This window comes from Sporosarcina sp. 6E9, from assembly GCF_017921835.1.
GTDB lineage: Bacteria > Bacillota > Bacilli > Bacillales_A > Planococcaceae > Sporosarcina.
In genome coordinates this window covers 2003890-2024207 of sequence record NZ_JAGEMN010000001.1, presented here as the reverse complement: position 1 = coordinate 2024207, position 20318 = coordinate 2003890, and the positions used below count along the sequence as shown (strand labels likewise).

General features: G+C 40.9%; 16 protein-coding genes. 11 read left to right on the top strand and 5 right to left on the bottom strand.

Annotated elements, in window-relative coordinates:
• The first annotated feature begins 465 nt into the window (after nt 1-465).
• From J4G36_RS10275 to J4G36_RS10265, 3 genes are all read left to right on the top strand, one after another.
• The gene (locus J4G36_RS10275; RefSeq protein ID WP_210470525.1) at nt 466-1260 is read left to right on the top strand and encodes a gluconate 2-dehydrogenase subunit 3 family protein; all 795 of its coding nucleotides are present in this window, start codon (nt 466-468) and stop codon (nt 1258-1260) included.
• 16 nt (nt 1261-1276) lie between these two features.
• Nucleotides 1277-3022 (top strand): GMC family oxidoreductase, encoded by a 1746-nt coding sequence (locus J4G36_RS10270; protein ID WP_210469905.1) that lies wholly within the window; start codon nt 1277-1279, stop codon nt 3020-3022.
• A gap of 267 nt (nt 3023-3289) precedes the next feature.
• Nucleotides 3290-4039: an IclR family transcriptional regulator gene (locus J4G36_RS10265; protein ID WP_210469904.1), complete on the top strand. Its 750-nt coding sequence runs from the start codon at nt 3290-3292 to the stop codon at nt 4037-4039.
• A gap of 205 nt (nt 4040-4244) precedes the next feature.
• Here J4G36_RS10265 and J4G36_RS10260 read toward each other — a convergent pair whose 3' ends face one another.
• Nucleotides 4245-5246 carry a 5-oxoprolinase subunit C family protein gene (locus tag J4G36_RS10260; RefSeq protein WP_210469903.1) on the bottom strand — a complete coding sequence of 334 codons (1002 nt, stop codon included), beginning with the start codon at nt 5244-5246 and terminating at the stop codon, nt 4245-4247.
• Nucleotides 5243-5956 (bottom strand): 5-oxoprolinase subunit PxpB, encoded by a 714-nt coding sequence (gene pxpB, locus J4G36_RS10255; RefSeq protein ID WP_210469902.1) that lies wholly within the window; start codon nt 5954-5956, stop codon nt 5243-5245. Before pxpB ends, J4G36_RS10260 begins: the two co-directional genes overlap by 4 nt.
• 269 nt (nt 5957-6225) lie before the next feature.
• Here pxpB and J4G36_RS10250 point away from each other — a divergent pair, with 269 nt between their 5' ends.
• Together J4G36_RS10250 and J4G36_RS10245 are read left to right on the top strand one after the other, a co-directional pair.
• Nucleotides 6226-6984 (top strand): LamB/YcsF family protein, encoded by a 759-nt coding sequence (locus J4G36_RS10250; protein ID WP_210469901.1) that lies wholly within the window; start codon nt 6226-6228, stop codon nt 6982-6984.
• A 19-nt stretch (nt 6985-7003) separates the two neighbouring features.
• The gene (locus J4G36_RS10245; RefSeq protein ID WP_210469900.1) at nt 7004-8221 is read left to right on the top strand and encodes an NRAMP family divalent metal transporter; all 1218 of its coding nucleotides are present in this window, start codon (nt 7004-7006) and stop codon (nt 8219-8221) included.
• Nucleotides 8222-8369: 148 nt separating this feature from the next.
• Here J4G36_RS10245 and nagE read toward each other — a convergent pair whose 3' ends face one another.
• A complete protein-coding gene (gene nagE / locus J4G36_RS10240) occupies nt 8370-9821 on the bottom strand; it encodes an N-acetylglucosamine-specific PTS transporter subunit IIBC (protein WP_210469899.1) in 1452 nt (483 codons plus the stop codon).
• 634 nt (nt 9822-10455) lie between these two features.
• On the opposite strand from nagE, the gene J4G36_RS10235 reads away from it, so the two are divergent.
• Nucleotides 10456-11010 (top strand): hypothetical protein, encoded by a 555-nt coding sequence (locus tag J4G36_RS10235; protein ID WP_210469898.1) that lies wholly within the window; start codon nt 10456-10458, stop codon nt 11008-11010.
• Between the two features lie 136 nt (nt 11011-11146).
• Here the strand turns inward: J4G36_RS10235 and J4G36_RS10230 are convergent, their stop codons facing one another.
• The gene (locus tag J4G36_RS10230; RefSeq protein ID WP_368668772.1) at nt 11147-11863 is read right to left on the bottom strand and encodes a DUF443 family protein; all 717 of its coding nucleotides are present in this window, start codon (nt 11861-11863) and stop codon (nt 11147-11149) included.
• 195 nt (nt 11864-12058) lie between these two features.
• Between J4G36_RS10230 and J4G36_RS10225 the strand changes: the two genes are divergently transcribed.
• The 3 genes from J4G36_RS10225 to J4G36_RS10215 all read left to right on the top strand — a co-directional run bounded on the left by J4G36_RS10225 (nt 12059) and on the right by J4G36_RS10215 (nt 16796).
• The gene (locus tag J4G36_RS10225; protein ID WP_210469896.1) at nt 12059-13852 is read left to right on the top strand and encodes a sigma-54-dependent Fis family transcriptional regulator; all 1794 of its coding nucleotides are present in this window, start codon (nt 12059-12061) and stop codon (nt 13850-13852) included.
• Nucleotides 13853-14095: 243 nt separating this feature from the next.
• Nucleotides 14096-15289: an iron-containing alcohol dehydrogenase gene (locus J4G36_RS10220; protein WP_210469895.1), complete on the top strand. Its 1194-nt coding sequence runs from the start codon at nt 14096-14098 to the stop codon at nt 15287-15289.
• Between the two features lie 55 nt (nt 15290-15344).
• On the top strand, nt 15345-16796 hold the full coding sequence (locus tag J4G36_RS10215) for a CoA-acylating methylmalonate-semialdehyde dehydrogenase (RefSeq protein WP_210469894.1): 1452 nt from the start codon (nt 15345-15347) through the stop codon (nt 16794-16796).
• 58 nt (nt 16797-16854) lie between these two features.
• Here the strand turns inward: J4G36_RS10215 and rpoN are convergent, their stop codons facing one another.
• Entirely contained in the window at nt 16855-18144 is a 1290-nt protein-coding gene (gene rpoN / locus J4G36_RS10210) for an RNA polymerase factor sigma-54 (RefSeq protein ID WP_210469893.1), read from the bottom strand.
• 414 nt (nt 18145-18558) lie between these two features.
• Between rpoN and J4G36_RS10205 the strand changes: the two genes are divergently transcribed.
• Both J4G36_RS10205 and J4G36_RS10200 read left to right on the top strand, forming a co-directional pair.
• Entirely contained in the window at nt 18559-18885 is a 327-nt protein-coding gene (locus tag J4G36_RS10205) for a DUF3870 domain-containing protein (RefSeq protein ID WP_210469892.1), read from the top strand.
• A gap of 268 nt (nt 18886-19153) precedes the next feature.
• Nucleotides 19154-20314, top strand: a complete 1161-nt coding sequence (locus J4G36_RS10200) for a CaiB/BaiF CoA transferase family protein (RefSeq protein WP_210469891.1) — start codon at nt 19154-19156, stop codon at nt 20312-20314.
• The last annotated feature ends 4 nt before the right edge of the window (nt 20315-20318 follow it).

Genomic DNA, 20318 nt, shown 5'->3' with positions numbered 1-20318 from the left:
CTAATTAGTTTAAAAGACGAACGATTAATAAGTTATCTAATATATCGTTCGTGGTCGCTCAGATAGTATATAACGGAAATTGAAAAGATGCAACCCATTTCGAAAATGAAATGTCGGGCGAAATTTTGGTACCTGTGCAAGACACTATTCAATTTATTCACTACAATTGCATAAAGTGAAAAATGGATACCGACTAGATAGCACTTTGTCGGTATCCTTTTGGTTGATTATCCGTTGTGGTGAATAGTCATAATTGCACCTTGCACAGGTACCTCCAAAAAGGTACCTGCAAAGGGGTACTTTGAAAACTCCTCATTGCGATATTCCTTCGGTAGACTATAAACCTAGATAAAATTGAATATATATGGATAATAACGGCAATCATTGATATGAAGCGATAAACAGTGTTGTAAGGAGGAATAGAAAGTGGCAGATAAACCGACAGATGTGAACGGAAAAAATGATATGAGTCGCCGTGCTTTTCTAAAGAATTCCGGACTTGTTGCCGGGGGGTTAGTTGGTGGCTCTTTGGTTGGCGGGTTGTTGACGAATCAGTTTCAACAGAAACCGACAGAGACTGAAAATAAACATATGAGTGGTGGTTTACAGGAAGCGCGGGTATTTATCAATCGTGCTGAAGACTTCGCGATTTTATCAGCTGCGACAGAACGAATTTTTCCAAAAGATGATTTGGGTCCGGGCGCTATAGAATTAGGCATACCTTTCTTTATTGACAAGCAACTGGCAAGCGAGTGGGGGACGAATTCGAAGGAGTATATGAAGGGGCCCTTTATCACAAATATTAAATCGACAGGTAATCATAATGTCAGTCGGGATCAGGATAGTCAGGGACCGAATGCAGGAACTCAAGTACCTAGTCCCACACCACGGTACCAATCCATATTGAACCGAGGGGAAATTTTCACGGTGGGCCTACGGAAAATAGATCAAGTAGCTCAAGATGATTTTGGGGCAAGGTTTGTTGACTTAGAACCGGACCAGCAAGATGAAGTACTACGCATGTTTGAAGAGGATAAAGTTGAGATGAAAGGGATAGGGTCTGCGAACTTTTTCTATTTACTTCTCCAAACTACGATTGAAGGCGCGTATGCGGATCCGGTTTACGGCGGCAATAAAGACATGATGGGATGGCGGATGAAAGAGTATCCGGGTCCACGGATGAGTTACCTGGATACGATTGAAGATGAGGAATTTATCAAAATGGAACCAGAAAGCTTGCGGGATTACCAGGGTCATTAAGAGGAGGTGAAAATAGATGGTTGTTAAATTAGATAAAGTGGATGTAGTTGTTGTAGGGACGGGTTGGGCAGGTGGTGTCGTCTCGGCTGAACTCTCAAAAGCGGGCTATAAAGTGGTCGCGTTGGAACGCGGAAAAAATATTACTCGGTCAGATTACATAGGGGTAAAAGACGAGCTGCGTTATACGAATCGCTATGAGATGATGCAGAATCTGTCTACTGAAACAATTACCTCTCGAAACTATATAGATGAAGTTGCGTTGCCGGTTAGAACGCGTAAGGAAGTAATGGTTGGGACTGACTTAGGTGGTGGGAGTGTCCATTGGGCCGGCGCCACCTACCGTTGGAAGCCATATGATTTTGAGATTAGAAGTAAGACAATTGAGCGTTATGGGAAGGATAAAATTCCCAAGGACATGACGATACGGGACTGGGGAATTACTTATGATGAGATGGAAAAGTATTATGATCAATGGGAGAAAACAGCAGGGATTTCAGGCGAGCCAGATCCTATAGGAGACAAACGCTCGAGTGATTATCCGAATCCGCCAATGAAGAGTTCGCCGGCGGTTAATCTATTTATGGACACGACCAAAAAGATGGGGTACCACCCATACCGGGTTGCTGCAGGTAATCTGTCGCAAACTTATACAAATCCCGATGGTGAAACGCTGAATCAATGTATGTTTTGTTCATTTTGTACGCAATATGGCTGTGATTTTGGAGCGAAGTCGGATCCTTTAGTGACAGTAATTCCGACGGCTGTTAAGACTGGAAATTTTGAGGCAAGAACTGGTGCCTATGTCAGGCGTGTCATATACAAAAACGGCAAAGCGACAGGTGTCCTTTATTCCGATACGATGACTGGCGAAGAATTTGAACAACCAGCGGATGTCGTGGTATTAGCCGCATTCACGTTTGCGAATAATCGCTTACTCTTATTATCCGGCATCGGACGCCCATATGACCCGAAAACGAAAAAAGGTGTAATTGGAAGAAATTTCAATGGTCAATTTAATATAACTTTTCTCGGTGCGAGAGGGTATTTTAAAAACAAGAAGTTTAATTATTATATGGGTGCAGGTGCTTTAGGCGGGACGATGAGTGATTTTGCGGGGGATAATTTCGATCATTCGAATTTGGACTTCATTAATGGTGGTGGAATTGAACTAAGGCAATACGGAGACGGCGCCATTGCGACAAATCACGTCCCAAAAGGCACGCCGGCATGGGGACCAGAATTCAAGAAAAACTCCATTTATTACGCGAATCGCTCACTCAATATATGGTATACGATGGCAACGATGTCTTATTGGCATAACTTTGTAGACTTGGATCCAACGTATACGGATAGTTTCAATGATCCACTATTGCGCATTACTTATAAATATACCGACCAAGACCGCAATATGGCAAAGTTCGGGATTGAGAAATGCCAAGAAATCATGGAAGAAATGGGCGCAGACATTGTGGACGTGGATGAAGTTCCAGACGAGTTCGACCATATCTATGACGGCGGTCATTACGCGGGCGGCGTCATCATGGGGGACGACCCAGAAACATCTGCAGTGAATAACTATTTGCAAATGTGGGACGTCGATAACCTCTTTGTGGTAGGCGGATCCGCCTTCCCACAATTTGCAGGCCATCACCCAACCGCAACAATCGGCGCATTAGGCTACCGCGCATCCGAGGGAATTATCAAGTACTTCAAAAACGGCGGTCAACTCGTCGAAGCGGAAAAGAAGAGTAGGGTGGTTTAAATCTTTTAAGGGATTCGTTTTTAAGGTGTTGTTTTATTGGTACCTGTGCAAGACACTATTCAGTTTATACGCTACAATTGCATAATGTGAAAAAGGGATGCCGACAATATGCACTTTGTCGGTATCTCTTTGTTTTTTTATCCGCCATGATGAATAGTCATAATTGCGCCTTGCACAGGTACCTACTGGTGCTTTTTTGAGGTGCGGTATTCGACCTTGACGCTTGGATAGGAAGTAATACAATGAAAGAAGAGTGGGGGAGATTATGTGAACAATAAAAATAAAACGGTTGTGCGGTCCATGGATATTTTGAATTTGTTCATCGATCACGGGGCGTTATCGTTCCAAGAAATTATTGATTTATCGGGGATTCCGAAAACTTCGGTTTATCGCATGCTAAGGTCATTAGAAGAAATGGAGTTTTTAGAGAAAGGCGCGGATGGCAACTATCGCCTAGGCCTTTTATTTCTCAAGTTCGGCAACCTCGTTTCTGACAGGCTTGACCTTCGAAAAGTTGCCTATCCTATAATGCAAGACTTACATAATGATTTAAAAGAAGCGATCAATTTAATTGTGAAGCGCGGAGATGAGGCGATTTATATCGAAAAGATTGATACCTACCAAAAAGTTCGGTTATATACAGCGGTCGGAAGAAGCAGTCCTTTATATGCCGGCGCTTGTTCGCGGGTAATTCTATCTCATTTACCCACTTCAGAAATCGAAAGCTATTTGGATTCTGTTGAGTTAAAACCTTTCGCAGCGGGAACCATCACCGACAAGAATCAATTAATGGAAACCATCCAACAGACTAGGCAAGCTGGGTATACGGTGAGTCACTCTGAATTGGAAAATCATTCATCAGCCATCGCGGCGCCCATTTTCGATAACAAAGGTGATGTTATTGCGGGTATTAGTATCGCAGGGATTGAAGCGAACTATCAACATGAAAATCTTGCCCTATTTGCGGAGAAGATTAAAGCTGCAGCGGAAGAAATCTCAAAACAATTAGGTTATTAGGTACCTGTGCAAGACGCTATTCAGTTAATACACTACAATTGCATAAAATACAAAAGGGGACATCGACTTTGCAACACTTCGTCGATTCCCCCTTGTTTGTTTATCCAAAGTCGTGAATAGTCATAATTGCACCTTGCACAGGTACCTATTTGGGGGTACCTGTTTGATGGTGCCTGTTTGGTGGTGATGTTTATTATGGGGGCGGCTATTTAAGTTTGTGCATTTTTAGTTGGATGCTTCTTTTGATATCCGCTATTAGCCTTTCATTTTTGATGAATACTGTTTGGGCTTGTTCGAGTGATACTTTCTTGAATTGAATGGTGGCTGTTGGTTGTAGTTGGGCCAAGTTGGGTAAGTCTGCTGAGATGACTTGTCCGATTTTTGGATAGCCACCTGTTGTTTGGTGGTCGGCCATTAAAATAATGGGTTGTCCGTTTGTCGGGACTTGGATGGTTCCGTATGTGACGCCTTCAGAGAGTAATTCGAATTCTTCTATTAATGTCAGTGGTGTTTTGCTTTCTAGTCGATAGCCCATTCGGTCGGCTTGTCTGGAAATTGTATAAGATTCGGTAAAAAGTATTTGTTGGCTTTGTTGATCGAATCGATTGAATTCCGTTCCTTCTAGGACTCGTATCGTTTGTGCTTGTTGTAAGTTAAGCAATGCTTTGTAATTAACGGACCAGGTAAAGTGCGGAGATCTTGCTTTTAATTGATAAAAAAGTGATTGACCTAACGTACTCATTTCCCCGCAATTGAAGGTATCTCCTTTTTGTAAAGCCCTTCCTTGAAATCCGCCGATGCCTGCGCGGATGTATGTACTTTTGCTGCCCATTGCTTGTGGAACCGAAATCCCGCCGGCGAAAGCGATATAGGCCCGTGCGCCTTTTGTGCTGGATTTGAATGTTAGTATGGATCCTTTTCGGGCAAGGACGGGCCGCCATATAGGTGCTTTTACGCCGTCAAGGTTTGCTGCCAAATCTGCACCAGTTATGGCAATTAACTGGTCTTTTTTAAATTGAAGTGACGTTCCAAATAAAGTGACCTCAATCGCAGCTTCTCCTTCTTCATTTCCAACCAATAAATTTGCAATTCTAAGTGAATAACTATCCATGGCGCCGCTTACAATGACGCCGTACTTTTGCGCGCCGTATCGCCCTAGGTCTTGGATGGTTGTCAACAGACCAGCGTGAAGAACTGTAACTGTCATAAACTCAACCCCTTGGCAGAAACGGGCATAAATCGAATTTTATCGCCAGCTTCTAGCAATGTCGGCGGAGACATGTCGGGCAGAAATAAATCTAACGGTGTGCGCCCGATGATTTGCCAACCGCCCGGGGTTTCTAGCGGATAGACGCCTGTTTGTTTGCCCGCGATGCCGACTGATCCAGAGGGAATGGTGAGCCGAGGCGTTTCTTTTCGCGGTGTTGCAATTCGTTTATCCATGCCGCCAAGGAAAGGAAAACCTGGCGCAAATCCAATCATATAGACCAAGTATTCATTTTCTGAATGAATTTGAATGACTTCTTCAATGGACAGGTTATTGGATTTTGCTACGTATTCCAAATCAGGACCGAATTCGCCTCCGTATATGACGGGAAGCTCCACGACACTTTTTTTCAAAAGCGGTTTGTCACCGATTCGTTCAGTGAGTGTTTTCAAATGAGTGGATACTTGTTGAAAGGGCGTTAAGGTACGATTTGTCTGTGAAAGATAAACAATATATGGGTTGTAATAAATCGTGAGATTATTATAAGCGGGAACAGCCTCGATAAATCCCTCAAAAGGATTTTCTTCTATTAATAAGGATAGATAACTAACCTTTTCATGAATTGATGGGTAAATTCCTTCGCCGAGTTGGACAATGAGTGCGGAGTCGCCTAAAGGTTTCATGGTTGTTTTGATTGTAAGTTGACTCATTATCATTTAAACCTCCTATTGTTTCGAAATTCGGAACCGTTGTTTTAGGAATCGGACTATATTAATAGTATAGTATATTTGAATTGAAAAACAAGTGTGAAAAATTCAAAGTAATAGCATTTTATTAAACCGAATCAACCCCTATTCAAACAATATTTTCTATGTTAAAATCAGTCTACATTTTAAAATAGGAGTTCCATAATTCGGAATTGTCTTATTTGTTGACATCAAGGGATTAATTCATAAGTTTGGCATTGGAGGGAAAATAAATGTTGAATGTGGATTTGAATTGCGATTTGGGTGAAAGTTTCGGACGCTATAAACTCGGGGAGCAGGGAGACATATTGAAATATGTGACCTCGGCCAATATCGCCTGCGGTTTCCATGCGGGGGATTCAACGGTCATGCGGGAAACGGTCAAGCTTGCCATTGACAATGGCGTAAAGATTGGGGCACATCCGGGTCTGCCGGACTTAAATGGTTTTGGCCGTCGCGATATGGCGATTACCGCGCAAGAAGGGTACGATATGGTCGTTTACCAAGTTGGTGCGCTGCAAGGATTCTTATATCGCTATAACGAAACGATGCAACATGTGAAACCGCATGGCGCTTTATATCAAATGGCTTCGAGAGACAGTGAACTTGCGGAAGCCATTGCGAAAGCGGTTTATGATGTATCTCCTTCGTTGGTTTTATTCGGACTTGCTGGAAGTGAATTGACAAAAGCGGGTGAAAAAATCGGCTTACGAACAGCTCATGAAGTATTCGCTGATCGTACGTATCAAGCTGATGGCTCGTTGACATCGCGTTCAAAGGCAGATGCCTTGATTGCAGATGAAAAATTGGCTGTGGAACAAGTCTTGAAAATGGTCACAGAAGGAAAAGTACTTTCCCAACAAAACACAGATGTTTCCCTGAGGGCTGATACGGTTTGTATCCATGGTGACGGCGCACATGCGCTTGACTTTGTCAGGTATATTAGAAAAACGCTAGAAAATAATCATATTAATGTTACAGCTATTTGTTAGTGAGGATGGTGTCATTTGAATGAAAGAAATCAAGTTAGATAACTTGCAAGGCAAGCCGAAAGTGAAAAAGAGTGTCTTGCTCGGCGCAGCCTTTTTAATGGCAACTTCTTCAGTTGGGCCAGGATTTTTAACGCAAACAACTGTGTTTACGCAGCAATTGGCGGCTAGTTTTGGATTTGTGATTTTAATTTCATTGGTGCTAGATGTATTTGCGCAGATGAATGTGTGGCGAATCATTGCAGTATCTGGACTGCGTGGACAGGAAATTGCGAATAAAGTCTTACCTGGACTCGGCGTCGTATTGGCTGTTTTAATTGTCATGGGTGGGCTCGCCTTTAATATCGGAAATGCCGCTGGGGCAGGGCTCGGATTAAATGCTATGATTGGAATAGATCCGGTCGTCGGTGCACTCATTAGTGGAGCATTTGCGATTTTTATTTTTGTCGTGAAAGAGGCCGGAAAAGCGATGGATAAAGTTGCGCAAATTGCTGGGGTTGTCATGATGTTATTAATGGTGTATGTCGCCATTTCAACGACCCCGCCAGTTGGCGAAGCGGTTGTGAATTCATTCATGCCAGCAGAAATTAGTATTTTTGCCATTGTAACACTTGTCGGCGGAACGGTTGGCGGTTACATCACATTTGCGGGAGGACATCGTCTATTGGATGCAGGGGTAAAAGGCGTTGAGTCATTGCCCGATGTGACAAAAAGCTCCGTGATCGGAATCATCGTGACAGGAATTATGCGCGTGGCTTTATTCTTAGCGGTCCTCGGGGTAATTTCCAAAGGGCTTAAGATTGACTCGACCAATCCGCCAGCTTCGGTATTCCACCTTGCAGCTGGGGATCTCGGTTATAAAATGTTCGGCGTAATCATGTGGGCAGCCGCGATTACGTCAGTCGTGGGTGCGGCCTATACATCGGTTTCCTTTATCCGGTCATTCAGCCCGGTTATTGAAAAGTATCATAATTGGATCATTATCCTGTTTATTTCCATATCGACAATTACGTTTGCATTCGTTGGACAACCCGTGAATGTTCTTATTATCGCAGGCGCTTTGAATGCGCTCATCTTGCCACTCGCACTTGGCACGTTGTTGATCGCTGTTTATAAAAAAGAGATTGTGGGCAGTTATAAACACCCGATGTGGTTGACGATTGGCGGAGCGATTGTTGTTGTGATTATGGGGTATTTGGGAATCGTGACAATGATTGAACAGATTCCGAAGGTTTTTTAAGGTACCTGTGCAAGACACTATTCGGACAATACACTACAATTGCATCAAACGAAAAGGGGATATCGACTATATAACGCTTTGTCGATATCCCCTTGTTTATTTATCCAAAGTGGTGAATTGTCATAATTGCACCTTGCACAGGTACCTATTATTCTTGACGTATTTTTTCGATTTCATCCGCTACGAACTGTACGCTTGTGCCGACAATCACTTGGATACTTTGTGGTCCGACGACATTGATGCCTGGGACACCTGTACTTTTAATTTTCTTTTGGTCAACGGCTTCCATATCTTTCACTTCGACGCGTAGTCGTGTTGCGCAGAAGTCGATCGATGTGATGTTATCATTTCCGCCTAAACCATCATGAATTTTAGTGGCCATGTTCGTAAATTTGTTGTCTGATTGTGAACCTGTTTCCAGATCCTGCTCTTCGTCTTCCTCATCATCTCCACGACCTGGTGTTTTCAAGTCGAATTTAGTGATTAGGAATCTGAAAAGGAAATAGTAGATAACTGCAAACACGAGCCCTTGTACCATAAGCATTAAGGGTTGATTTGCGAGGGGTAATCTTGAGCTTAAGAAAAAGTCGATAAACCCTGCACTAAATCCAAATCCTGCCGTCCAATTAAAGCTTGCGGCGATGAATAAAGACAAGCCTGTTAACGCGGCATGTACAACGTAAAGAGCTGGCGCAAGGAACATAAATGCAAATTCAATTGGCTCTGTAACGCCTGTGAAAAATGCTGCAAACCCTGCAGCTAACATTAATGAAGCTGTTTGTTTTCTTCTAGTTGTTTTAGCTGTGTGATACATAGCAAGCGCTGCCGCCGGTAATCCAAACATCATAATTGGGAAATACCCTGCCTGATACATACCAGTGACGCCTTTCGTTCCGGTACCATCCCAGAACTTCCCGATGTCATTAATCCCGATTGTGTCAAACCAGAATACTGCGTTTAAAGCGTGATGCAATCCAGTTGGAATTAATAAACGGTTAAAGAATCCATAAAGACCTGCACCAACACTACCTAACTCACTGATTCCTGTACCAAAAGAAACTAAGGCACCGTAGAAAAGCGGCCAAATATAGAACAATGCAGCTGAAGCAAATAACATCGCAACTGCCGACATGATTGGAACCAGCCGTTTTCCACTAAAGAAAGCTAAGAAATCCGGTAATTTAACGTGACTAAAACGATTGTACATAGCTGCAGAAATAAGACCAGAAAGAATTCCAATAAAAGCATTATCTACCTTTGCAAAAGCGGCGTTCGTGTTTTCTGGATCAATGCCTTGAAACAACGCAACAGTTTCAGGCGCTAACAAAGTAGTAATCACCAAGAACGCAACCAATCCACTTAGAGCAGAAGCCCCGTCCTTACCCTTAGACATCCCATAAGCGACCCCGACAGCAAATAAAATCGGGATGGAATCGATAATAGAAGCCCCGGCTTTAATTAAAAACGCGGCAACAACGTTTCCTTCACCCCATCCAGCAGGGTCAATCCAATACCCGATTCCCATCAAAATCGCAGCCGCTGGCAATACAGCCACAGGCAACATCAAGGAACGTCCAAGCTTTTGCACATACTTCATCAAAATAAACCAACCTCCATTCTAGTTTTCATTATAATTGTATAACGTTCGTGGTATAAAAGGTATATTCAAATATACCTATCTACTAAATATACTAATAGACAGACACGAACAGAACATAAAGGCACCAGGGGTATATTCCAGATACCTTCAAAGACAATCTTCGACATTAAGGGGGAAACTCCTTCTATAATATACTGTTTTTTAGTTGCCTTTCAGGGATCACCTTTTTCAAGTGATATTTATTGGTACTATTATCAGGTAACTTTTTAGGTACCACTTTTTAGGTACCTGTGCAAGGCACTATTCAGAAAATACACTACAATTGTATAAACCACAAAAGGGATACCGACTCAGTAACACTTTCCCGATATCCTTTTGGATTTTCATTCGAAGCAATGAATAGTCATAATTGCACCTTGCACAGGTACCTATGAAGGGGAAACTTCTAGTGGTACTTAAATGGACAATTTTCAATCTGGTTTCATCACTTTGGAGTTCAATTTGTATTCCGTTAAACCAATGGTATAATTGTTTAAAAATGGATTTTAAGAGGGATCAGTATAAGTAATGCTGTAGAAGGAATTGTAAATGTTTTAGGCACAGTGTTTGGTTAATAGAAGAGGATGTGAGTATCTTGAAAAGAACATACATACCGGTTTTTCCAGATAGGAAGGATCATAGCAATAGTATATTTTATGATTATGAGTTAAATGAGTTTTTTACGACGTCACAACAAAAAATTAGTAGCCTCGCTTATTTATCTGGTTTTGTTGGGATAGTTTTCTATTCTTTTTTTAAAAATGTTTCAATTGATATCGGGCTAAATCCATTTGCCATGGTTTTGTTAAGTTTACTTATAGGTGCTACTATAGCTCTCATAACTTTGAAACTAACGATGAATATAATAAATAAAGGTTTAGCTGAAAAGAAAATAGTATTAACCCTTACAAAACAACAAGCTAGAGAATATATTTATGAAGGAAACAAACAATTTAAAGAGACGTATCGTGTTATAATATTTGTACTTTTTTTAAATCTCGTTAGCGCTATTTTTACTCTTTTAATGCCACATAATTTTATAATGTTTCTAGCGAATATAGTTTTCTGTGCAATATTAATAATACTGATATGGGGAGTTAGACCAATAAAAAGAAGACAAATTATTACTCAATTAATTAATGAACAGTAAAATTGGCCAATTTTTAGGTACCTGTGCAAGACACTATTCAAAAAATACACTACAATTGCATAAACCCAAAAAGGGATACCGACTCAGTAACGCTTTGTCGGTATCCCTTTGTTTTTTTATTCAGTACCGCGAATAGTCATAATTGCACCTTGCACAGGTACCTCCCAAAGTCTCCAGGAATAAAGGATAAAAGATTCGTTAATGAAAACAATAAAAAAATAATCATGAGACTTAGTGAAATAATCCAATAACCACTTAATATAATCATTAAGTAGGCAGAAGAAAATAATAAGAAACCGAAAAAGATATATACACCAATCGTTTTTAAAACAATGGAAACTGAGTTAGGAAGTATATTAATTTCTACAACGGGTAATTTATCAATATCCACTGTTTCTAAGAGTCTTTTCTTTGCTCTGATAGATAAACAGACTCGAAGCAAAACAGCAGGCGCCACTATTGAGACTAATAAAAATAGAATGAATGTCGTGGAGGGCATGACAAAATAGATGTCTCCAATTCGACGTAAATCTCCGAAAGTAGCAGAAGATTTATCAAAGTACTGAAATATTTTCGGGATAAATAATGCGAAAACAATCATTATAAAGCCGATTCCAAACAGATTTAAGCTGTTTTGTTTTTTTACATTTAGCCGATTAACGATTAGGTCATCTGCGTCTCGTTCCGTAATGGCATATGCTTTTTGCGGAATTAACCAATTGAAAGCAAAGAAAAGATAGCCCAATATTGAATGATCTCCATCTATTAAATAGTAATTTGAATTTGTATGTATAACTCTATAACGATTATTTTTAAAAAGAGATTTTACCGTTGCTTTCTCCAAATCTACCACGTCCAATTCAACGAATTAATGATCGTCGACACCTTCATCGACTTTACTGCCAGCCCAATCCACCTTACTAATAAACCTACCGCAAAAACTCCTAAAATACCAGTTCGTTCTCAGCAAACGTACCTATTAAGAATTGTGGTAAAATGGTGTTAATACAGATATTTCAAGAACTTATCTAAGGATTAGGGTGAAGCAATGAAAATACTGAATGAATTAGTTGATGGACAGGCCGATGAGAAGTTAAGCGCAGGACATTGGATGACGCCGTTTCCTCATATAATCGAGGTAGGGAAAACATATCGGGAAGCCGCGATAAAGATTGAGCAGCTTCAGCTTAACTGTTTACCCGTAGTCGATGAACGAGGGCATCCGGTAGGTTTAATCACTTTAAAGAAATTAATGAATATATTTTTGCACGAGAATCCAGATGAAGAGATTAATAGTAGTATTCGAATTCGAGATCTAGTTCTAATTGAACAAGACGCTAGTTTATTGGATATATGTCAGATTCCTCATAAGCAGTTTTTAGTAGTGGATGACAGTGGAAAACTCGTTGGAATTTTGACGAATCAAGATATCTTAGATGGATTTTCGAAATACATTTATTCATTAAAGCAAAGCGAGAACCAAGCTGATGCACTTAGTGTTATTTTGGAAAAAGCCTATGAAGGCATTGCCGTCGTCGATGAAAATGGGGTTTTATTGGAGTTTAATGAAGCATACAGCCGCTTTACAGGTGTGAAGCGAGAAGAGGCAATTGGCCGTCATGTTACAGAGGTCATTGAAAATACAAATCTACATATGACAGTAAAGACAGCCATTCCGGACCGTGGAGTGCTGCAAGTTATTCAAGGTCAGCCTATGGTTGTGCATCGAATCCCACTTTGGAAAAATGGGAAAGTTGTTGGAGCGATTGGCATGCTGATTTTTGAAGGTGTATCGGAAGTTTATGAAATTCTGGACAAATTACAAAGTGAAAAGGTTAAAAACAAGACGGAAACCAAAATGATGACGACTGAAATCGCGGAAGATAGCCGTATAACGATGGATCAAATCATTGGAACGAGTGAAAGCATTTTACGAGCGAAGCGATTAGCGCGAAAAGCGGCCAGAACAGCGGCTACAATTCTTATTTCCGGTGAAAGTGGCACCGGGAAAGAGGTGTTTGCCAAGTGTATTCATCATTTGAGTCCGTACTATAATGGGCCATTTATCAGTGTGAATTGTGGGGCTATCCCTGAAAACTTATTTGAGTCGGAGCTCTTTGGTTATGAAGAAGGCGCTTTTACCGGTGCTAAAAAAGAAGGGAAACCAGGAAAGTTTGAACTTGCGCAAAATGGAACGATTTTTTTGGATGAAATCGGTGAGTTATCGCTTTTATTGCAAACGAAATTATTGCGTGTCTTGCAAGAAAAAGAGGCAGAACGAGTTGGTAGTATTAAAAAGTATCGCGTAGATGTTCGTGTGATTGCAGCAACGAATCGCAATCTTGAGCAGATGGTTGAAGCCGGTACATTTAGAGAGGACTTGTATTATCGCTTAAATATTATCCGATTACATTTACCGCCTTTACGTGAACGAACAGAAGACATCCCTACATTATTAGCCCATTTTTCAAAAGAAATCTGTGATAAATACAACATCGTGGAAAAACATTTTACTTCGACTGCGGTTGCATCTTTAGTTAATAATCCATGGAAGGGAAACATTAGAGAACTGGTGAATACAATCGAGCAGGCAGTCATCATGTGTGATAAAGACATGATTGACGTCAGTGATTTACCTAAAGTAATGCGGCAGGATTCAAACGATGAACGGAAGAATTTGTCCTTAATCGAACAGGCAAAGTCTGTAGGCGAAGAAGCTGAAAAAAAGCTCATTTTAAAGACGTTGGAAACAGTTAATGGCAATAAATCACAAGCAGCACTCAAACTAGGTATCCACAGAACGACACTGTACCAGCGATTAAGAAAATACAGGATTCACTAATGTGTAGTGTAGTGACTACATAGTGTCGGTAGTTGTAGTGATGTCGCTACACTTTTGATAAGGAAGTGTAGGGGGATTTGTCATTTGTGAATTAATTCATAAATACTTATTTTGGGGTTTAATTGCCGGTAGGAGAGGGGTTAGAGCCTTTTAGTATTATTGCATCATGAACATTTTCTTCCAAATTATTAAATTGGCACGCTTCTTGCAATTAAGTAGGGTGAAGAGAATGGAGTGATGATAATGGAAAACTATAAGCTTTTCAGATCGCCACAATTAACGGTTTACGGGCGTGATGCTTTCAATCAGGTAGGTTCAGAAACTGCTCTCCGGGGAAAAAGAGCATTAATCGTAAGTGATGGAATTATGGAGGGGCTTGGTTACATAGAACGTTGTGTCAATTCATTGAATGAGAAAAGTATTGAAAGTGTCACGTATATTGGCGTGAAATCAGAACCAAGCGATAAGTATGTCGATGAAGCATTGACGCTGTTCAAAGACAACAACTGCGATATCATTCTTTCGCTTGGCGGTGGAAGTTGTATCGATACAGCGAAGGCGGTTGCGGTAGTTGCGACAAACGGCGGTTACATCGGAGATTATATGGGCGGAAAAAAGATGGTTTCGGTGCCAGCGATTCCCCATATCGCGATTCCAACTACGGCAGGTACTGGATCAGAAGCAACGGATGTAACGGTGATTACGAATTTAAGTAATGATGAAAAAATGATGATTAAGCAGCCAGCTTTTATGCCGGTAGTTGCGATTGTCGATCCGCTGTTAACGATGTCCTCTCCAGATAAAGTCACGGCTGCTACGGGAGTAGATGCATTATGTCATGCTGTAGAAGCGTATTTATCCAAAAGGGCACAACCATTGACTGACACACTTGCACTATCTGCAATTACATTGATCGTGAAGAACTTAAAACGAGCATACAAAAATCCGCAAGACATCGATGCTAGGGAAGGGATGTCTATTGGTTCGATGTATGCAGGTATGGCGTTTTCTAACGCATCTGTAGGTCTGGTGCACGGAATGTCTCGACCGATTGGTGCGCTGTTCAATGTTCCCCATGGCGAATCAAATGCAATGTTACTACCCGCAGTGCTTGAGTTTAGCCGCGAAGCATGCATAGACAGGCTCGCAGTAATTGGGCGGATCTTTTCCGAAGAAGCAGCACAAATGGACAATGATGTGGCTTCTAAACATGCCGTCGAGCAAATTAGAAACCTTTGTTCAGATCTCAAGATTCCTAATTTAAAATATTGGGGAATTGAGCAAGACAAATTTGAAAGTGTTCTCAAAAAAATGGCGGTAGATGCTTTAAATAGCGGTAGTCCTAGCAATAACCCTCGCGTTCCAAGCCAACAAGAAATCGAAGAATTATACCGAATCTGTTACGATTATCAATTTTCAGGCACAGAAGTCTGTTAGGATTAATGGGACGAAGTGATTTGATTGTGATTAATATTTCAAGGAGGAATAAACAATGACAAAAAATATAATAAAAAACTTTATTAACGGCGAATGGGTAGCGGCGAAAACAGAGAAGTATGAACAAGTACCGAATCCAGCAACAGGTGAAATCTTAGCAGAAGTACCCATTTCAACCGCGGAAGATGTAAACGATGCAGTTCAAGCAGCGTCAGAAGCGTTCCGTACGTGGAGTAAAACAGCTGTACCGAGGAGAGCACGGGTTTTATTCAAATATCAGCAGCTTCTTGTAGACAATTGGGATGAACTGGCTGAATTGATCACAATTGAAAATGGGAAGAGTTTTAATGAGGCGCGTGGTGAAGTTCAAAGAGGAATTGAGTGTGTTGAATTTGCGGCAGGCGCACCGTCACTTATGATGGGGAAACAATTGCCTGATATCGCTACGAATATCGAGTCGGGGATGTACCGTTATCCAGTCGGCGTGGTTGGTGGAATTACACCGTTTAACTTCCCAATGATGGTACCTTGCTGGATGTTCCCGCTAGCGATTGCAATGGGGAATACCTTTATTTTGAAGCCTTCAGAAAGAACACCACTTCTCGCGAATCGTTTGGCTGGATTATTACAAGAAGCTGGTCTCCCGGACGGCGTATTTAATATTGTTCACGGTGCGCATGATGTTGTAAATCGTATTCTGGAGCATGAAGATATTCCAGCAATTTCATTTGTAGGGTCAGAGCCAGTCGCGGAATATGTCTATAAAACAGGCGCAAGTTACGGGAAACGCGTCCAAGCATTGGCAGGCGCGAAAAATCACTCCATCGTCATGCCCGATGCAGATTTAGATTCATCTGTTAAAGAAATTATCGGTGCGGCTTATGGTTCAGCAGGCGAAAGATGTATGGCTTGTGCCGTGGTTGTTGCGGTAGGTGATGTTGCAGAACCGCTAATTGAAAAATTAATGGAAGCGGCTGATGGCCTTAAAATCGGTAACGGAATGGACGATGGTGTATTCCTTGGACCGGTTATTCGCCCAGACCATAAAGAAAAAACGGCTAATTATATTGAAATTGGTCAAGAAGAAGGTGCGAAACTTTTACGTGATGGACGTGAAGATGCGTGCATGACCGAAGAAGGCTACTTCATTGGCCCAACTATTTTCGATCATGTGACAACAGATATGAGAATTTGGAAAGAAGAAATATTCGCTCCAGTTCTGTCGATTGTTCGCGTTGCAACATTAGAAGAAGCAATTGCACTCACAAATAAATCCGATTTCGGAAACGGAGCCTGCTTATTTACACAAAGCGGTCACAGCGTTCGATACTTCCGTGAAAATATCGAGGTTGGCATGCTCGGCGTAAACTTAGGCGTTCCTGCTCCAATGGCATTCTTCCCGTTCTCAGGATGGAAAAACTCATTCTACGGTGATTTACATGCGAATGGATCAGATGGTGTAGAGTTTTATACGAGAAGAAAAATGCTAACGGCTCGTTGGTCGTAAACTAAAAAAAGGTTGCAGGGGAGAGTAGTTCTCTTCCTTGCAACCTTTTGAATTTGTATTAGATTTCTTTCCGCATTCTCGATGAGGGAATATTAAGTTCTTCCCGGTACTTACTGATTGTTCGTCTTGAAATCACAATGCCTTTTTCCGTTTTAAAGTATTCGGAAATATTCTGATCGGATAACGGCTTTTGCTTGTTTTCGTTCTCAATAAAGTCTCTTAAAAGTGCTTTCATTTTTGACTTTGAAATATCGTTACCATCTGTCATTTCTAGTTTTGAATTAAATAACAACCGTAAATCAAAGGAACCTTTCGGCGTTTGAAGTACTTTATTCGCTGTTGCGCGACTAACGGTTGATTCATGCATATTAATCTTATCTGCGACTTCCTTTAAGGTAAGCGGTTTTAAAGCGACAAAACCATCTGTGAAAAACGCTTCTTGCTTTTTAATGATGACTTTCATAATTTTAATGATCGTTTGACGGCGTTGCTCGATGCTGCTAATTAACCAATTATAATTCGCCAGTTTATGTCGAAGGTAGGTGGACGTTTCGTCGGTTGATGTTAAGGCATGTGTATAGTTATTCCTGAAATGGATTGTAGGCAGGTAACTGTCATTTAAGTAAAATGAAATGCCTGTTTCATTAAGTTCTACAATGATATCAGGATTCAAATATTGCGCCGAAAAGTCAGACAAGGAAGCACATGGTTTTGGATTTAAAGTTTTAATAAAGTCAGTGACTTCTTTTACTTTCTCTAGCGAAATATTCATGATAGACGCCAATTCATTCCATTTGCGATTTGCTAATAAATCCAAATGATTTTTAATTAGGGACTCCGCTAATTTCTGCTGTGGATAGTCGTAAGTAATTTGTAAAAGTAAGCATTCTTGTAAACTTCGGGCACCTATCCCGATCGGGCCGAGTAGTTGCAAAAGATGAATCCCGCGGGAAATTTCGGCGTCGTCATACCTTCCATTTTCCGGAAGAGTCAAATAGCCATTATCGTCTATATGATTAAGTATGAAACGAGTGAGTTTTTGATCTTGAGGATCCGTAAATAAAAGCTTCGCTTGTTCAACTAATTTAGCACGCATCCCAATATTATCACTTTTAATCAAATCAATCGGTGACTGAGAAGTACCAGTTGCTCTTGGATTACGAGTTCTGTCCTCATAAAGATTGTCTTTCGGCCGCTCTTCCAATTGAATTAATGGATTTTCCATCTCTTGTTCTTTTATATATTCATAAAGTTCATACGTGGAATACTGTAATAACTCAATGGCTTGTCTTAATTCAACAGTCATCTTTAGATTTTGTGTTTGTCTTTGCTGGAGAACAAGTTCCAATAAAATCACCTCCTAGCGTTTAAGATATATTCCCCACGCGATTATCATTACTGTCTATTATACCATAATCAGATTTATAGAAAGAATTAAACTTATCAGATGGTCATATTCTGGTATCCCTTTCTGCACCCTTTTTAAGTCATTTTTTCATCCCCTTTTTCAGGTCCTCTTTTCCAGGTACCCCTTTTTGGCACCTCTTTTTGGTACCTGTGCAAGACACAATACACTACAATTGCATAAAATAAATCGGGAGGGCGACATCATAGCATTTAGTTGATATTTTTCTGATTATGTATTCGAATTTGTGAATAGTCATAATTGCACCTTGCACAGGTACCTATCCAGGTACCTATCTATTGAGGGTATCTTTTGACGACTCCTATTGTATAATTAATTCAGAAAGGATTTGAGTGGATGAATACTATTTTTATAGCGGGGCATGCGCGTCTTCCGTCAGGTATGGCGGCGCAAAATATGTATGAAACACTGACGATTACAGCAGAAATCGATAAGCATTATGGTGTGATTGTTACGGCTAGCTGTACGTTGGCGACGCTTCATGGACAAGAGTTTGTTCAACAAATGCTGAGAGGATATAGTTTGCGAGATGGCATTGATAAGCCAATTGAGGTTGTGAGAAATCATTATTTAGGTAAAGCAGGGAATGCGTTAATTTCAGCGTTGAAAGACTTGTATAAACAATATGGTGCATATATTGAACTGAAGAATGAATCGAAGTGAAGATTATATAGAAGATTTTAATTAATATAATAATTGTATTTACAAATTACTTTCTATGGACTAAAATTAGAGATAACGAATCATGTTGAAACGTTCAAACGTTCATTGCGCATGATCAGCATTAACCGAAAGCCAAAACTGCCTAGTCTGCTGATAGTTCTTTTTCGGAGCTATCGCCACAGATAAAAGCCAGTTCAAATTGACTTACAGAAAAACTGTAGTCTATTTGAATTGGCTTTTTTAATTTAAAAGGAGCAGGGGTGAAAATGTGGCCGGAGCACTAAGTACGATTAAAGTACTTGATCTGTCGAGGGTTCTTGCGGGCCCTTATTGCACAATGGTTTTGGGCGATCTTGGTGCTGAAGTGATAAAAGTAGAAGCGCCAAATGGTAGTGATGAAACGCGCGGGTGGGGCCCGCCATTTAAAAATGGTGTTAGCGCGTATTATTTAACAGCGAATCGAAATAAGAAATCAATTACACTTGATTTAAAAACTGAAGAAGGTGTCGAAGTCATTAAAAAGTTCGTACTCGAAAGTGATGTCGTTATTCACAATTTCAAAACGGGAACGATGGAAAGGTTTGGGCTGGGCTACGATGCGCTCTATGAATTAAATCCGCGTATAGTCTATTGTTCGATTACAGGTTTTGGCGAAACGGGTCCTAATCGTGACATGCCTGGCTATGATTTTATTATCCAAGCAATGAGTGGCCTTATGAGTATCACAGGAACCAATGCGTCAGGTCCACAAAAATCTGGCGTTGCCATTACAGATGTTTTGACTGGCCTGTATGCATGTATTGGGATTCAGGCCGCTTTATTGGAACGCGTGCAATCGGGGGTCGGCCAGAAATTAGATATCGCTTTGTATGACACTGCGGTTAGTGCATTGGTGAATATCGGTAGTAACTATTTGATGTCCGGAGAAATTCCGACCGCGCTTGGCAATGAACATGCAAATATTGTTCCGTATCAAACATTTAGAACATTTGACGGTGAAATGGTCATAGCGGTGGGAAATGACCATCAGTTTAAAGCGCTTTGTCATATACTTGGCGAACCAGAAATTGCGGTAGACGATCGATTTAAGACCAATCAAGAACGCGTGAAGTATCGTGATGAATTAATCCCGAAGCTTCAAAAGGTGTTTATGACGAAAACGACAGTGTATTGGCAAGAGAAATGTCGAGAGAATAATATTCCAAGCGGACCGATTCAAAACTTGGAAGAAGTCGTGGGGGACGAACAACTTCAAGCGCGAAATATGTTCATCTCTCAAGACCATCCGACAGCGGGATCCATCAAGATGATAGGAAGTCCTTTAAAGCTTTCTAGGACACCTGTTGAAATTAAACACCATCCTCCGAATCCGGGAGAGCATCAAAAAGAAATCATGGACCGCATAGGTATGAATAAAACAATTAGATAAAAGG

Coding starts and splice junctions, on each gene's coding strand:
- J4G36_RS10225 (WP_210469896.1), top strand. CDS start 12,059: ATGAAAATACTGAATGAATTAGTTGATGGACAGGCCGATGAGAAGTTA.
- J4G36_RS10275 (WP_210470525.1), top strand. CDS start 466: ATGAGTCGCCGTGCTTTTCTAAAGAATTCCGGACTTGTTGCCGGGGGG.
- J4G36_RS10205 (WP_210469892.1), top strand. CDS start 18,559: ATGAATACTATTTTTATAGCGGGGCATGCGCGTCTTCCGTCAGGTATG.
- pxpB (WP_210469902.1), bottom strand. CDS start 5,956: ATGAGTCAACTTACAATCAAAACAACCATGAAACCTTTAGGCGACTCC.
- J4G36_RS10245 (WP_210469900.1), top strand. CDS start 7,004: ATGAAAGAAATCAAGTTAGATAACTTGCAAGGCAAGCCGAAAGTGAAA.
- J4G36_RS10270 (WP_210469905.1), top strand. CDS start 1,277: ATGGTTGTTAAATTAGATAAAGTGGATGTAGTTGTTGTAGGGACGGGT.
- J4G36_RS10260 (WP_210469903.1), bottom strand. CDS start 5,246: ATGACAGTTACAGTTCTTCACGCTGGTCTGTTGACAACCATCCAAGAC.
- J4G36_RS10215 (WP_210469894.1), top strand. CDS start 15,345: ATGACAAAAAATATAATAAAAAACTTTATTAACGGCGAATGGGTAGCG.
- J4G36_RS10220 (WP_210469895.1), top strand. CDS start 14,096: ATGGAAAACTATAAGCTTTTCAGATCGCCACAATTAACGGTTTACGGG.
- J4G36_RS10250 (WP_210469901.1), top strand. CDS start 6,226: ATGTTGAATGTGGATTTGAATTGCGATTTGGGTGAAAGTTTCGGACGC.